At 60.6% G+C, this 14274-nt stretch carries 13 protein-coding genes; 1 reads left to right on the top strand and 12 read right to left on the bottom strand.

Going from position 1 to position 14274, the window contains the following annotated elements:
- Positions 1-28: 28 nt before the first annotated feature.
- The 5 genes from cofE to QU595_RS26340 all read right to left on the bottom strand — a co-directional run bounded on the left by cofE (position 29) and on the right by QU595_RS26340 (position 5970).
- Complete coding sequence (gene cofE / locus QU595_RS26320) at positions 29-1393, bottom strand: coenzyme F420-0:L-glutamate ligase (protein ID WP_315927562.1); 1365 nt, start codon at positions 1391-1393, stop codon at positions 29-31.
- Position 1394: 1 nt separating this feature from the next.
- Positions 1395-2354 carry a 2-phospho-L-lactate transferase gene (gene cofD, locus QU595_RS26325; protein ID WP_315927564.1) on the bottom strand — a complete coding sequence of 320 codons (960 nt, stop codon included), beginning with the start codon at positions 2352-2354 and terminating at the stop codon, positions 1395-1397.
- Position 2355: 1 nt separating this feature from the next.
- Positions 2356-3606, bottom strand: a complete 1251-nt coding sequence (gene cofH / locus QU595_RS26330) for a 5-amino-6-(D-ribitylamino)uracil--L-tyrosine 4-hydroxyphenyl transferase CofH (RefSeq protein ID WP_315927566.1) — start codon at positions 3604-3606, stop codon at positions 2356-2358.
- 20 nt (positions 3607-3626) lie between these two features.
- Positions 3627-4736: a 7,8-didemethyl-8-hydroxy-5-deazariboflavin synthase CofG gene (cofG, locus tag QU595_RS26335; protein WP_315927641.1), complete on the bottom strand. Its 1110-nt coding sequence runs from the start codon at positions 4734-4736 to the stop codon at positions 3627-3629.
- Positions 4737-5040: 304 nt separating this feature from the next.
- On the bottom strand, positions 5041-5970 hold the full coding sequence (locus tag QU595_RS26340; protein ID WP_315927568.1) for a zinc-binding alcohol dehydrogenase family protein: 930 nt from the start codon (positions 5968-5970) through the stop codon (positions 5041-5043).
- 331 nt (positions 5971-6301) lie between these two features.
- Here QU595_RS26340 and QU595_RS26345 point away from each other — a divergent pair, with 331 nt between their 5' ends.
- Positions 6302-6901: a cupin domain-containing protein gene (locus QU595_RS26345; RefSeq protein WP_315927570.1), complete on the top strand. Its 600-nt coding sequence runs from the start codon at positions 6302-6304 to the stop codon at positions 6899-6901.
- Between the two features lie 138 nt (positions 6902-7039).
- Here QU595_RS26345 and QU595_RS26350 read toward each other — a convergent pair whose 3' ends face one another.
- The 7 genes from QU595_RS26350 to QU595_RS26380 form a co-directional block, all read right to left on the bottom strand.
- Positions 7040-7795: an ABC transporter permease gene (locus QU595_RS26350; protein WP_315927572.1), complete on the bottom strand. Its 756-nt coding sequence runs from the start codon at positions 7793-7795 to the stop codon at positions 7040-7042.
- Positions 7792-8292 carry a (2Fe-2S)-binding protein gene (locus QU595_RS26355; protein ID WP_315927573.1) on the bottom strand — a complete coding sequence of 167 codons (501 nt, stop codon included), beginning with the start codon at positions 8290-8292 and terminating at the stop codon, positions 7792-7794. Before QU595_RS26355 ends, QU595_RS26350 begins: the two co-directional genes overlap by 4 nt.
- A 1-nt stretch (position 8293) precedes the next feature.
- Positions 8294-10627, bottom strand: coding sequence for a xanthine dehydrogenase family protein molybdopterin-binding subunit (locus QU595_RS26360; RefSeq protein ID WP_315927575.1), 2334 nt, complete (start codon positions 10625-10627; stop codon positions 8294-8296).
- Entirely contained in the window at positions 10624-11481 is an 858-nt protein-coding gene (locus QU595_RS26365; protein WP_315927577.1) for an FAD binding domain-containing protein, read from the bottom strand. The genes QU595_RS26360 and QU595_RS26365 overlap by 4 nt, the downstream gene beginning before the upstream one ends.
- An 18-nt stretch (positions 11482-11499) precedes the next feature.
- Positions 11500-12297 (bottom strand): ABC transporter permease, encoded by a 798-nt coding sequence (locus QU595_RS26370; protein WP_315927579.1) that lies wholly within the window; start codon positions 12295-12297, stop codon positions 11500-11502.
- Complete coding sequence (locus QU595_RS26375) at positions 12294-13121, bottom strand: ABC transporter ATP-binding protein (protein ID WP_315927581.1); 828 nt, start codon at positions 13119-13121, stop codon at positions 12294-12296. Before QU595_RS26375 ends, QU595_RS26370 begins: the two co-directional genes overlap by 4 nt.
- Before the next feature lie 74 nt (positions 13122-13195).
- Positions 13196-14143: an ABC transporter substrate-binding protein gene (locus QU595_RS26380; protein ID WP_315927583.1), complete on the bottom strand. Its 948-nt coding sequence runs from the start codon at positions 14141-14143 to the stop codon at positions 13196-13198.
- Positions 14144-14274 lie beyond the last annotated feature (131 nt).

The raw sequence follows: 14274 nt of genomic DNA on the forward strand, positions 1-14274 counted from the left end.
CCTTCGCGCGTCGGTCTGAGAGCCCCGGTCACAGGAACAATTCCTGTTCAGTCGGACGCAGTACCTGGCTCGCGCTTGAGGCGGCATCCTCTCGCCAGGCAAGGCCACGCAAGACTACGACGGGCAGGCTTGCGTCCTTCGCCATCAGCAGGCCGGCGGCGGCCGAGACTTCGTCGGCGAATGCCGGAAATGTCGCCTGCAATCGACGGCCGTAGGCGTCGGTTCGCTTCGTCCAGTCGACAAGCACCGGCACGCCGGCAACCCCGATCGCGACATTGACCAACCCGTTGCGCCAGGGGCGGCCGAACGTGTCGGAAATCACGACCCCTATCGGGCCGCCGAAATGGGCTTCCATCCCCGCCCGGATGGCCCGCGCGCTAGCGTCTGGATCCTGCGGCAACAAGAGCAGCATACCTGCCCCGCCGGCGCCGAGATTGGACTCGTCTATCCCCGCGTTGGCGCAGATCCACCCTTGCCGATGACGTGTAATGAGAAGGCCGTCGGGTTGCTGACGTCTAGCGCGGATCACCGCGGTCGACTCCTGCAGGATTGCCTCGACCTTGCGAACTTCCTTCCCGATCTCGGCTGCCAGGCGCTGGGCCTCGCGAGAGGGCGTGATGCCGGCCAGCGGCACCATCCGGCCTTCGCTCTTCGACACGATCTTTTGTGCCACCACCACAATGTCGCCAGGCGACAATGGCAGCGCTGCCGCGTCGGCGGCCGCAGCTATCATCGATGCCAGATCGTCGCCGGCAGTGACTTCGGCAATGCCTGGGATGGCGAAGACCTTCAGTTGCCCGTTTGTGTCTGGCAGGCTGAGTGCACCGGCAAGATCGCTCGGATGATCCACGTCCCGTGAAAGATGGGGCAATAGCAGTCGCTCGACGCTAAGCCCCCGCGCACGCGCCGCGGCCTCGTGCCGTGCTGCCGATTGGGGACCAAACAGAAATGGAATGGCACCGGGCGGCGAAACCAGCAATGCGTTGGTGCCGCCATCGCTCGATTGGGCAATGACGATCTCGGCCCGTTCCGCGGTGGCGAGCAGACTGCGCAATTCGTCCGCGGCGAGCGTTGCAATGTCGGCATGCAGCACCAACAGGCTGGCCGCGCCGATGTCGCGTGCCCACTCGCAAGCCCGCATGGCGGCAGTGTTGATGTCACCGTTTGCGGTCTCGGCAATGACACATGCATTCTTGGCGGCTGCCCGATCGGCGATCGAAGCCGACCGCGTGACGACGGCGATCGGCCCATCATGCTCAGCCGTCAGGAAGTCGAGAGTGTTGTCGAACAACAGCAGCGCAAGCGCTTCGCGGGCATCGTTCGGCAATGCTGGCTTAAGGCGCGACTTGGCCTCGGAGGGATCCTTCATCAAGATTGCCGCGGCGACCGTCATGTCAGACCCCGGCCTTCAGCGTTTGCGAGAAGGCCAGGATCTCCCGCGCCAATCGTTCCGCGCCGTGAGGCCCGTCCATCAGGATGTCGGTCGGCAAGATAGCGAGGCCCCTGCATTGCAGATCGACGACGCTATCGGCGTCGACATTGGCGACTGCAAAGGCGTCCAACAGATCCCCATAGCGAGATGCGACGCCAGCACATGTCGGCTCGATCTCCATGTCGCGCATCAGCCGCGCCAGCGGCCCCTTGACGGCCTTGCCGCCGATCAGAGGCGAAACGCCTATACATGGAGCCCGTGACGCCGAGAGCGCGTCGATGAGACCAGGAACCGCCAGGATGGGCTCGATCGAAAGCAGGGGATTGCTCGGCGCCACCACGATCAGGTCGGCGCTGGCGATGGCTTGGAGCGCATGTGGGCTGGGCCGGGCTTCGGTCGCGCCCTCGTAGCGCAGCGCCGTGACCTTGGGTTCACAGCGCTTGCCGACAAACCAGGGCTGGAAATCCATCCAGCCCTGGTCGGTCAGAAGCTTCGTGCGCAACCTGTCGTCGCTGGCTGGAACAATGCCGGCGCGGGCGCCAAGCCGCGATGCCGCCTCCCCCGTTATCTCGGACAGGCTGGCGCCGCCTGCCAGGCGCCAGGAGCGCCAGATATGCAAGCCGAAATCGGAGTCGCCAAGTTTCATCCAGGCAGGAGCACCAAGTTCGCGCAATACGTCCAGCGCCTTGACCGTGTCGTCTGCCACGCCCCATCCCTGGGCGCGATCAATTCGGTCGGCCAGCGTGTAGAGCAGCGTGTCGATGTCGGGACACACCCGCAGTCCGTAGAACTCCTCGTCGTCACCGACATTGGCGATAACGCTAAGGCTGCCCGGCGGAAGCGCGCGAGCAAATCCTTCCGCCATGCGGGCGCCGCCGACGCCGCCGGCGAGCATGACAACCTTGCCCGGTATCGCCGACATCCTACTGCCCCGCCACCGTCGGCGCGGCCGGCCGATCGAGGAACGCCACGGGATTTGCACCGACGACGCGCTCCACCAAGGGAGCCATTGGCTCTGGATCGTGATCGGAAAAATCCTCGACGATGCCATAGAGGGTGTTGCGCTGCACTGGGACGCGACCCGCCGAACGGATAATGCGCACCATCTCGGCCGGGGTGATTTCCTGCCCGTGCCTGGCACCGGCGGCACGCGAGATGCTTTCATTCATCAACGTGCCGCCCAGATCATTCACCCCGCAGGCAAGCATGGCGCGAGCGGTTTGCGGCCCAAGCTTGACCCACGACACCTGTATGTTGTCGATGAAGCCAGCAAGCATCAGTCGCGCCACCGCGTGCATGCGAATGTTCTCGGTCGCGGTCGGTCCAGGGCGCGTTTGCGCATTGTCGCGGAAGAGCCGCGTTTGCTCATGCACGAAACCTAGCGGCACGAACTCGGTGAAGCCGCCGGTATCTTTCTGGATCGTGCGCACCCTGTCGATATGCGCGGCCCAGTGGGCCGGTCCGTCGATATGGCCATACATGATGGTCGCGGTCGAGCGGATGCCCAGGCCGTGGGCAGCGCGTATGATGCGCTCCCATTCGTCGGCGGAAAGCTTGTTGCGGGTAAGTTGGAGCCGAATTTCGGTATCGAGGATCTCGGCCGCGGTGCCGGGCATCGAACCGAGCCCGGCATCTTTGAGCGCATCGAGATAGTCCCTCAACGGCATGCGGGTCTTGTTGACGCCGTACCATATCTCGAAGGGCGAAAAAGCATGCACATGCATGCCCGGCACGCGCTCCTTAACGGCCTGAACGAGCCTGAAATAGTAATCGGCCGGGAGATCGGGATGGAGGCCGCCCTGGATGCAAACCTCGGTGCCGCCACGCAACCAGGCCTGCTCGGCACGGTTTGCCACCTCCTCCAGCGACAGAAGCTCAGCCCCTTTGGCATCCTTGCGGATGCCGAAGTTGCAGAACTGGCAGGCCATGTAGCAGACGTTGGTGAAATTGATATTGCGCACGGTCACGAAGCTGACGCGCTCGCCAACGCGCCGACGGCGAACCTCGTCGGCAAGGGTAATCAACGCCGTCAGGTCCTCGTTTTCGGCAAGGAACAGCCGCTCGCCGTCGCTGCAGCTGATTTCGCGCCCCTCCAATGCAAGTTCGAGAGTGCGACGTATCGGCGACGAGGCGGCCGCGAGCACTCGTTCTATCGGGCTGCCAATGGCGGGCATATCGTTCTCGTGAATGGACATCATGTCACCAGCTGATCGCGCACCAGCCCGTCGGCGCGGGCAAGGCCGGCCAATCTGTGATGGAGGGGCGCCGTTTCGAGATGGGCAGGGTAGACCGTCAGTCGCTCCACCAGCCGATAGCCGCAGCGCTCGGTGCGGCGGGCGAGTTCGGCGACCGCGGGCCAAGCGCGTTCCGGGTTGATGTGGTCGGCCGTGACGGGAGAAATGCCGCCCCAGTCGTTGATGCCGCAGTCAAGATAATCCTCGAACGACTGCTCAAGGTTGGGAGGGGCCTGGAGGCTGATCGAAGGATCGAGCGCCACGCGCGCGACGGCCAGGGTTTTCAGCATGTCATCGCGCGACGGCTCTTGCCAGTCGGCCATCGCCGTGCCGGGCTTGGCGCGAAAGTTCTGCACGATGACCTCCTGGACATGTCCGAAGCGGGCATGCAACTCATTGATGGCCAACAAGCTGTCGATCCGTTCCTGCCAGGTCTCGCCTATGCCGATGAGGATTCCGGTGGTGAACGGGACACCCAGTTCACCCGCGACCTCGATGGTGCGCAGCCGGATCAGCGGCGCCTTGTCCGGGCAGGCATGGTGGGCCATCCCTGGCTTGGTCAGGCGTCGGCTTACATTTTCGAGCATCATGCCCATCGAGCCGCAGACCTCGCGCAGCCGCATGACCTCTTCGCGGCTCAGCGTGCCGGCGTTGACGTGCGGTACCAGGCTCGTGTTGGCGAGCACCAGCTTGCAGGCCTCGACCAGATAGTCGACGGTCGAAACATGGCCGAGCCTGGCCAGTGCCTGGCGCGCTTCCACGTAGCGCCGCTCCGGACGCTCCCCCAGCGAAAACAAGGCCTCCTTGCAGCCAAGCCTTTCGCCTTCGGCGGCCACCGCGAGGATCTGGTCCGGCGTCATGAAATTGGCGCCGGGCTGGTCTGGATGTTTGACGAAGGTGCAGTATCCGCAGGTGTTGCGACACATCGTGGTCAGCGGAATGAAGACCTTGCGTGAATAGCTGACGGCGCGGCCCCAATACCGGTCGCGGATATCGCAGGCGCGCTCTCGAAGAACGGCCCGCTCGTCGACATCAGCAGCCCCGTGGGACCATGCCTCCGCACCCGTCATCAGACCCAAGCGGCGCTCCCAACCAGGTTGACGGCGCCAACATCATGTTTGGCGTCACCAACATTTTACCGATTGATCAAATTTTGATCGAGCGGCCTAACTTGTCAAGAGGCGCACCACTGTGACCGCTAATATTCTTCAATATTCACTTTCTATGATGGCATATAGATAATGTAATTGAGCAAAAAGCCGCAGACCAGAAAGGCTATGATAAAGCCGATCTGAGCTCTGCGGTTGATTTCCTTGCGAAGCATTCGATGCATTTTTCTCATAAATGCACTCGCGCCTACGCTGGATGGTTCATTTATACGGTCAGTACCAACTTCCTATAAGGAAAGTCCGCCTGCTTTCGCCATGCTTCGTCCACCGACGACAGCGGGATTGTTTCAACCTCCACCCGGATTTCGCCTGCGGCCTTGTGCCGGCATAGCAGGCCATAGGCATCGGCCCGCTCTTGCTGTGACGCCGAGCTGCTTGAAAAGCCGATCATCTTTTTCTCGCCCATGCGCATGAAGGCGGGGTTGAACGAGGCTTCCCCGCCGGCGCTGTTTCCGATCTGGATCATCCGTACCCCTGCCGAGCCGGCCTGTAGCGCGGCGATCGCGAACGGGCCCCAGATCGGGTCGATGACGACGTCGATGCGATTTGCGGCGGCTGCCTGGTACTGGGCGACAATGTCTGCGCCTTCCTGGAGCAGAACGCCTTCGTTGGCACCGACCTCCATGGCCTTTTGCAGGCCGCTTTGGGTGCGCGCCGCGGCGATGATCCGCCCGGCTCCCAGAAGCCTGGCCGCTTGTACAGCCAGCATCCCTACGGCGCCGCTTGCCCCAAGAATGAGCACGTGCTCTCCCTTGTGAAGGCTTGCCGCCTTTGACAGTGACAGCCATGCGGTGAGACCGGCAATGCCCATTGCGACCGCGTCGGCATCATTGACATTGTCCGGGACCGGAATTGTGCGGCTCTCCGTCGTGGTGCTCAATTCTGCCATTGAACCGAACACAGGTCCTGCGCTTGAGAAATAGACCCTGCGCTTCCGAAAGATTCCCACCCCCTCTCGACCCGGAACCACCTGCTGGCGCTTCGGATCGGCCAAGCGCCCACGTGCCAGGATGAGGTCGATCGGATTGATCCCCGCGGCGGAAACCGTGACAATGTCTTCCCCATTCTGGAGGTCCGGCAAGCGGAAGTCGCCGAAGGTCGGGAAGGCGGTGTCATTCAAAATCGCAGCGCGCATTACAGGGATTACCTTGTCCAGATTCACAACGACGCTATATCACGTTTAATCGTATTAAATTTCAATACCCTTTCTCAGCGACCTGTGATAGAAAGTGCTTGGGGGAAGTGTCTGACGGCGAATCGTGCAAGGTTCAGGCGTGGACCATGCGAGGCTCGCGGATTGGTCGGAGGCTGACCGTATATTGATTGTCGCTCGCCCTGATTTTCGCTTTTCCCGGAACGTGCTAGGACGTGACCCAAGGGCATACAGATGATTGAAGTCCGATCCCGGTGCCGCTCGATCCGCGAGATTTCCCAGGCAACGCAATAGGCAGACGAAGGTCGATCCCGTGAATTCCGAAACGAGTCAGTCAGACACGCAAAGCGCCACATTGCTTGCCAATACAGTCGTCGCCATCGGCTCCAAGATTCGGGATCTGAGGCAAACCCGCAACATGAAGCTGCAGGAACTGGCCGATGCCACCGGGCTGAGCTCATCGATGCTGAGCCTGCTTGAGCGCGGCAAGGCGTCTCCGTCGATCGGCTCGTTGATCGGCATTGCCCACGCGCTGAGCGTCACGATGTCGGATCTTATTCCGTTGGAGCCGCCGGAGGAGGAGAAAGTCATCCTTCGCTCGTCCGACATCGTGGCGGTTGAAACCGGGCAGCATGTACTTCGCCGCATCCTGAAGGAAGACCGGGCAAGGGGTGTATCGGTTGCAATCAACGAATACCGGCCCAATACTGGCAGCGGCGTTCATCCGCATCTGCATCGCGGCTTCGAGTATGGCTATGTTCTGGTGGGCGAACTGACCGTCGAACTCGAGGGCGCATCATACAAGCTTGAGCAAGGGGATTTCATCTCGTTCGAGTCCCGCAAGCTTCACCGCTTCTGGAATTACGGCAAAAAGACAACCCGCACGATCTGGTTCAACACCTCGTTGGACTAGCGACCCCTACGTCGGGAATGTACCCGGCGCTTGCAGGGTATCCTTGCGTCCGCTCCGGCTAGGGGCAGGAACTGCGGCTTCATTCAATTGCGATAGTCACGAATTCCTGTTTGCGACACTGGCGTCGACCTCGACGCATCAGACGCGCCAGCGTTCGGCACGTCGCTCGGCAAATCGTACGATCTCATTGATTGCGATGGCCACGACGCCAACGATTATGACGCCGGCAAGCAGCATGTCGACCTGGAAGCTTTCGCCCCATGACGCCAGCGAGCGGCCGATGCCTCCACGCGAGGCATACATCTCCGCCACAAGGACGCCCGTGAAGCCGAAAATGAACGACAGGCGAACTCCCTCGAGCAGAACCGGCATCATGCTGGGCAGATAAACATATCTTACCGTCTGTCGGAACGTTGCCCCGTAGGAGTGGGCGACGCGGCGATGGTCATCGGTGACCGCCTCCACGGCAGCCATCGCGGTCACGACCATCAGGAACAGGATCGAAAAAGTGCCGAAGGCAATTGTCTCGGTCGGTCCAATTCCAAACGCCAGAATGAAGAGCGGCAGAAAAATCGATTTCGGGATGCTCAGCGGAAAATAAAGTATCGGCTTGAGAACTTCCTTCCAGTAAGGGCTGGCGGCGCTGGCAAACCCGATCAGCGCGCCGGCAGGAACCGCGATCGCGGCCGAAGCAAGCACGGCTGACAGGGTCTGACCGAGATCATTCCAGGTATCAGAGCGGCCCACGAGCCCAACCAAGGTTTGGGCCACTTGCCAGGGCGGCGGCAAAAGGAAGGGGTCGACGATACCGCCCGCGCTGAGGCCCCACCATACCGCGACTAGCGCGGCGAAGGCCGTCAGTTGGACCAGCAGCGGAGCGAGGCGCTGGATCATTCCGCGGCCTGTCTCGAAGCCTGCATTACACCAGCCGCCTGGCGCACCGCCGCAAGGATATTCTGGTAACCGGTGCAGCGGCAGATATTGGAGGAAACCAGGTCCTTGATCTGATCATCATCCAGGTCCGGGTTCTGCTCCAGCGCCGCGGTCGTGAGCATCAAGAACCCGGGCGTGCAAAAACCGCATTGCAGGCCATGGTTCTCGATGAACGCCTGCTGCAGCGGGCTGAGCTTTTCTCCACTGGCGAGCCCTTCCACCGTCCTGATGGTCTTGCCTTCCGCCTGAACGGCAAACATCAGGCACGAGCGCACAGGTTCGCCATCGACGATGACGGTGCACGCGCCGCACACGCCATGCTCACATCCGATATGCGTGCCAGTCAGCTTGCACTGATTGCGCAAGGTATCGGCGAGCGTGTCACGCTGTTCGACCAGAAGTTTGTAGGTGCGTCCGTTGACGTTGAGCGAAAGGGGCTGCTCTTGTTGTGTGCTCATCTCAATGACCCGTGGCTCTGATAGCTGCCCGCACCATGCGCGGGGTTGCGGGGAACTCGTTCAGCTCGATGTTGAAGGGTGTCAGTGCATCGGCAATGGCGTTGAGGATCGCGGCGGGGCCACCGATGATAGCGCCTTCGCCCATGCCCTTGGCCTGGAGGATCGTCCTGTCTGTCAAGGTCTCGAAATGGTGGATTTCGATATGCGGCATCTCGTGAGATGTCGGGACCAGATACTCGGCCAACGTAGCCGTAATGATGTTGCCCGTGTCATCGTAGAGAATTTCCTCGAGCAACGCGTTGGCCACGCCTTGGGCGACGCCGCCATGGATCTGCCCGTCGACAATCATGGGGTTGATCAACTTTCCAGCATCCTCAATGACCACGTATCGGTCGATCTTGGTCGCGCCCGTTTCGATATCGACCTCGACGGTCACGACATGACATGCATTGGAGAATGTGCCGAGCGGGTCGTATGCGCTGTGTCCCATGATGCCCGGCTCCATGCCGGCGCCGAACTTCGGAGTGTTATGGTATGCGTCGCGCGCGATCTGGTCGATGGTTACGGCTCGGTTCGAGTTCCTCACACGAGCATACCCATCTTTCAAATCGATTTCGTCGGGGGCAGCTTCCAGGAGAATGGACGCCAAGGACAGAAGCTTCTCGCGTACCTTCTGTGCCGCCTTCAAGGTCGCCCCCCCTGAGATAACTGTCGAGCGACTGCCAAACGTGCCATACCCATAGGGTGCCCGATCGGTATCTCCGTGCACGACCTTGATCTTCTCGGGCGGTACACCGAGTTCATCAGCCACGATTTGAATGTGGGCGGTACGATGTCCCTGGCCGCTCGGACCAGTGCTGATCCTCACCTCAACAAATCCTCCCGGATCCATTGCGACATCGGAAGACTCCCACCCCATGGTCATCGCCATGCCGCGCTCAGCGAAGGCCGGCGTACCAAATCCCGAGCGCTCAGCAAACGATGCAACGCCGAGGCCGAGATAGCGTCCGTTCTTCCACCCCTCCTGCTGCTTTTTTCGGAATGCCGGGACGTCGATCACCTGCTCGGCTAGGTCTATCGACTCAAGATAGGTGCCTTCGTCGTAGACCATTCCGGTGACGGCGACATGTGGGAACTTGGTTATGACGTTTCGCCGGCGGATCTCAAAGGGATCGATCCCTAGTTCCTTACCGGCAAGATCCATCAATCGCTCCAGGCAAAACACCATGGTCGGCCTGGAAACCCCACGATAGGGGGCGATCAGACAGGTGTTCGTGATGACGCCGCGAGTATGTGCCGAGTACTGGGGGACGACGTAAAACATCGGCATCTCATGCATGGCCATAAGAGGCTCTACCCCGCAGGTCGTGGGGAAGCACGAATATGCTCCGACGTTCACTACGATGTCGCACGACAGGGCCAGCAGGTAGCCGTCCTTGTCGAAACCACCCTCGATGTGAACGTTTTGCTCGCGAGAATGATAGCTTGCGATAAGGTTCTCTCGCCGATCCTCGCGCCAGGCGATGGTCATCTTCCTAGTATAGGAAAGCCACGCAATTAGAGCGTATTCCGGGCTCAGAGACATCTTCTGACCGAAGCCGCCGCCCACGTCGGGTGCGACTATGCGCAGATCCGCCTCGGGTATGCCGACAAAGTTCGCGATTGCGGATCGCATGACGTGGGGCATCTGCGTCGGTAGCGTGAGGGTCAGCCGTCCGGTCGTGTGATCATACGCGCCATGCGCGCCGCGCGGCTCCATCGGCGTGGCATTCTGTCGACCAGACCGCATGTCGAACTTGATGATTTTGTAAGCATCCTTCATTGCCTCATCGAAGCCTGCCGACTTCTTCCGGCCCTCGATGATCACATTTTCCGGCGCCTCTTCGTGGATCGCTCGGCTTCCCGGCATCAGCGCCTGCTTTGCGGTGACGATTGCCTCGTACGGCTCTATCTCCACGTCTACCAAGGACGCGATATCCTCTGCTTCAGCCTCCGAATCCGCAATGATGACGGCAACGGGCTCGCCCTGGAATCGTACTTCGTCCTTTGCCAGGATTGGCTGGGCAATCTTGGCGTAGTTGAAGGCGTTGAGCACCGCCAGAATCGGCTTGATCTCCGTCACATCCTTGGCGGTGAGAAGGGTGCAGCCTTCCGGACCGGTAATGCTGATGATCTTTCCGGCCGCATACGGGCTGCGGACGACCTTCATCCATTTTTCGGCGGGAAGGTCCCCCGTGAAGCGGCCCTTGCCACTCACCAGTGTCGGATCTTCAACCCGGCGTAACGAACGCCCGACCCAGTTGCCTCCGGGAATGTGAACCGGTGTATCGCTCATGACAGGCACTGCTCCATCGCTCTACGCGCCATGGCGCGTACCAGATCTCGTCGATATTCCGCGTCTGCCTGCACGTCCTCAAGTGGATCGATGGCGTCTGCCGCAGCCGCTGCGGCAGACGCGATCAATTTGAGGCTTGGCGCCTGGCCATTCAGCATGGTTTCGGCCTCAACCATCCGGCGCGGGTGCGGTTCTGCGCCGCCGATGCCAAGGCGGGCTCCCGCGATCACACCACCGACGACCTGCCAGGTGGCAAGTCCCATCGACATTGCGTAGTCGCCCTGCCGACGGCTGAACTCCGTAAAGCCAAAGACGGCGTCGTCAGGCAGCAACGGCAAGCGGACGCCGACCAGGATTTCGTCCGGCTCAAGCGCCGTTTCCATGATGCCCTTGAAATAGTCCTTGGCCTGGATTTCCCTCTTTCCCCGCACGCTCTGGGCGATCATCACCGCCCCAAGCGTGGCGGCCGTCAGGCACCATTCAGAAGAAGGATCGGATTGCGCCAAGCTGCCGCAGAACGTTCCGCGCGTGCGAATGGGATAGTGCGCGATATGCTTCACGACCCGTGCCAGGAGCTTACCCGTCGGGCCGGGCTCAACAGGCTTCTCGAAACGCAAATGGCGCACTGCGGCGCCGATCAGCAGACTGTCCTTTTCTACCTTCAGCTCGGACAACTCTTTGATGCCATTGATGTCGATAAGGTGTGGCGGAACCGCCATGCGAAACATCATCGAAGGCACGAGGCTTTGCCCGCCGGCAATGACGCGGCCATCCTCGTCGGCATGGAGCGCCAACAGCTCGACAGCTTCTTTTGTGCTGGATGGCTTGTGCAATTGAAAGGCCGCTGTCTTCATATCATACCCCTGTAGAAGTCACGTCACAGCAAGTTGCGCCGGGTCACTGGTTCCAGTTCGATCGCGCTTCCACGGCGCCCATCGTTGCTGGCAAACCAGATCGAGGCCGTACATGGCGACTTCGAAGGCAACGACCAGGAAGATCACGCAAAGCACTGAGAAGTACACCGCCGGCGTTTCGAGCGAGGTGCGGAACTGCGATATCAGGAAGCCCAGCCCGGCGGTGGACGTCAGCATCTCGGCGGCTATCACACCAACGATTGCGAGCGCGCCGCCAAGCCTGATTCCCGACAGCACCGTGGGAATGGCGGCGGGGATGAGAATTCGCAGGATCTGCTGGGCTGGAGTTGCCGCATAGCTGCGCGCCACCGTGCGATAATAATCCGGAATCGTCGCGACGCCGGCGACTGTCGTCAGGAACGTCGGCACGAAGCCGTAGAACGCTCCGAAGGCGATTTTCGAGGACGATCCGATGCCGAGCCAGACAGTGAAAAGCGGATAGAGCATCACGATCGGTATTGCGTACAGCGTCGAGGCAAGTGGTGCTATCTTTCGGGCGCGCGCTTGCGACACACCGACCAGCATGCCGGCTATCAGGCCAAGCCCGCAGGCGATCAGCACGGCAATCGCTACCTCGCCAAGCGTCACTCCAAAGTGCTGGAAAAAGACCAGGCGATTTTCCACACCGGCGTCGAGCGATGTCGACAACGGCGGCAACAGGACGAGCGGCAGGTCAAGGGCGCGCGGCAGGAGCTCCCAGGCGCCAAAGATCGCCGCGACGATTAGCAGGCGCATGGTGCCGGGCGCGATCCTCATTGCTGCTCTCCAGCCGAGCGGATCTGTTCCCAGATGCGCTCCCGGTATTTGGCGAATTTCGGCGATGACATCATCGCCAGGCTTCGTGGCCGATCGAGCTCGATATCAATGCGGTCGACCACCTTGCCGGGCCGACCACTCATGACGATGACCTCATCGGCAAGGTAGACCGCCTCGGTCAGGCTGTGGGTGACGAAGACCAAAGTCTTGCCGGTCGATTCCCAGATACGTAGGAGCTCGTCGCTCATCGTCAGCCTGGTCTGCTCGTCGAGCGCAGCGAAAGGCTCGTCCATCAACAGGATCGGCGGATCCTGGACCAGACCGCGCGCAATGGAGACACGCTGCTTCATGCCTCCGGACAGTTCATGGGGATAGCGTTCGGCAAAATTGGAAAGCCCCACGCGCTTGAGTTCCGCGCGCGCACGCTCGGCGCGCTCGCTCTTGCCAGTTCCCCTCAGCAGAAGCGGAAACTCCACATTGGCCTGAGCGGTGAGCCAGGGAAACAGGCTGGCTTCCTGGAATACGATGCCGATACGGCTCGGGTCCGGAGTCGTCATCGGCTGTCCAGCGCACGAAATCGTGCCTTCGCTTGGCGATGCTAAGCCGCCCATCATCATCAACAGTGATGACTTGCCACAGCCCGACGGACCGACGATGACAACGAACTTTCCACCCTGAATATCGATGTCGATCTGCTCCAGCGCGATCAACTGTCCATAGCGATGCCGCAAACCGGAAATCAGCACCTGGCCCTTTTGACTGGACTTGGTATCTGATTTGCCTGAGATCGACACAAGCTTTGGCTTTGCGACGGTTTCGTTCATGACGATTCCTTGACGAACACTATGCGACAGGCGATGGGCGGCGACGGCAAGTCGCCGCCGCCGCCGTTGCTGTGCTACTGGGCTGAGGCCGTAATCTTGTCCGCGCGCGCCAAGTCAGGAGCGAAGGGCTTGGCAAAGTCGAGATACTGGTTGATGAGCGCAGGATCGAGGCTGTTTGTGGAGGGCAGATTCATGATCGTCCGCTCGTACTCAAAGGTCGCAATGTCCTTCGAGACATCGTCGTTGCGCGATATTAGATCGATGGCGTAGTCACGATCCTTCTGCAGCAGGCCGACGGCATCGAACAACGCAGAAACAGCATTTCGGATCGCCTTTCCGTTGCTGGAAAGCGCCTTATCCGAAGCAGTCCATGTATCGGTGGCCGCCTTCGGCATTTCCTTGCTGAAATCCAGGAGCGACCGGATCTGCCCCTTATTGAGCATGTCATAGGTGATCGGTGCGTAGAGGACGGTCGCGTCGATGTTTCCGGCGAGCAGATTTGGTGCCACGCCCCCACCGCCAAGCGGCACCAATTCGTAAGCAATACCAGCCTTGCTGGCCGCCCATTTGCCCAGAAGATCGGAAAGCGAGCCTGCGCTGTTCATCCCGACTTTCTTCCCGGAGAGCTCGTTGACGTTCTTGATTGGAGAATCAGCTTTGACAACGAGGTGCCAACCAAGAGGCGCCTGGCACGCGATGCCAACGATTTTGGTTGAGACACCCTTCTTCAGACCTTGGGCAACGATCGTAGGAGAGGCGAGGGAAACATCGGCGGCATCAGCTGCCAATGCTTGGAAGGCGTCAGCGCCGCTGCGGAAGACGGTAATCTCCGCCTCCACGCCGGCTTTTTGGAAAAGGCCTTTCTCCTGGGCCGCGGTTGCAACGACTGTTCCCCAGTAGCCTTTGGTCGGAAGCGCCAGGCGCACCTTATCAGCTGCTGTAGCGACTCCACCGGACGACGCCAGAATTAGGGCCGCCAACGCGCCCATCACCCAAGTATTCGATGAATTCTTTTTGTTCATTTTATTCCCCTTTTTGCTATTTTTCTTCAAAAAGACTTGTCTCATTGCCTGAGAATGGCAATTGAGCCGCGCACTCCTCCAGCTGGTCGAGCATCATTTCGCCAGCCTCATCATCATATCGCTTTAATCTC

The organism is Mesorhizobium sp. SP-1A (assembly GCF_032460275.1).
GTDB lineage: Bacteria > Pseudomonadota > Alphaproteobacteria > Rhizobiales > Rhizobiaceae > Mesorhizobium.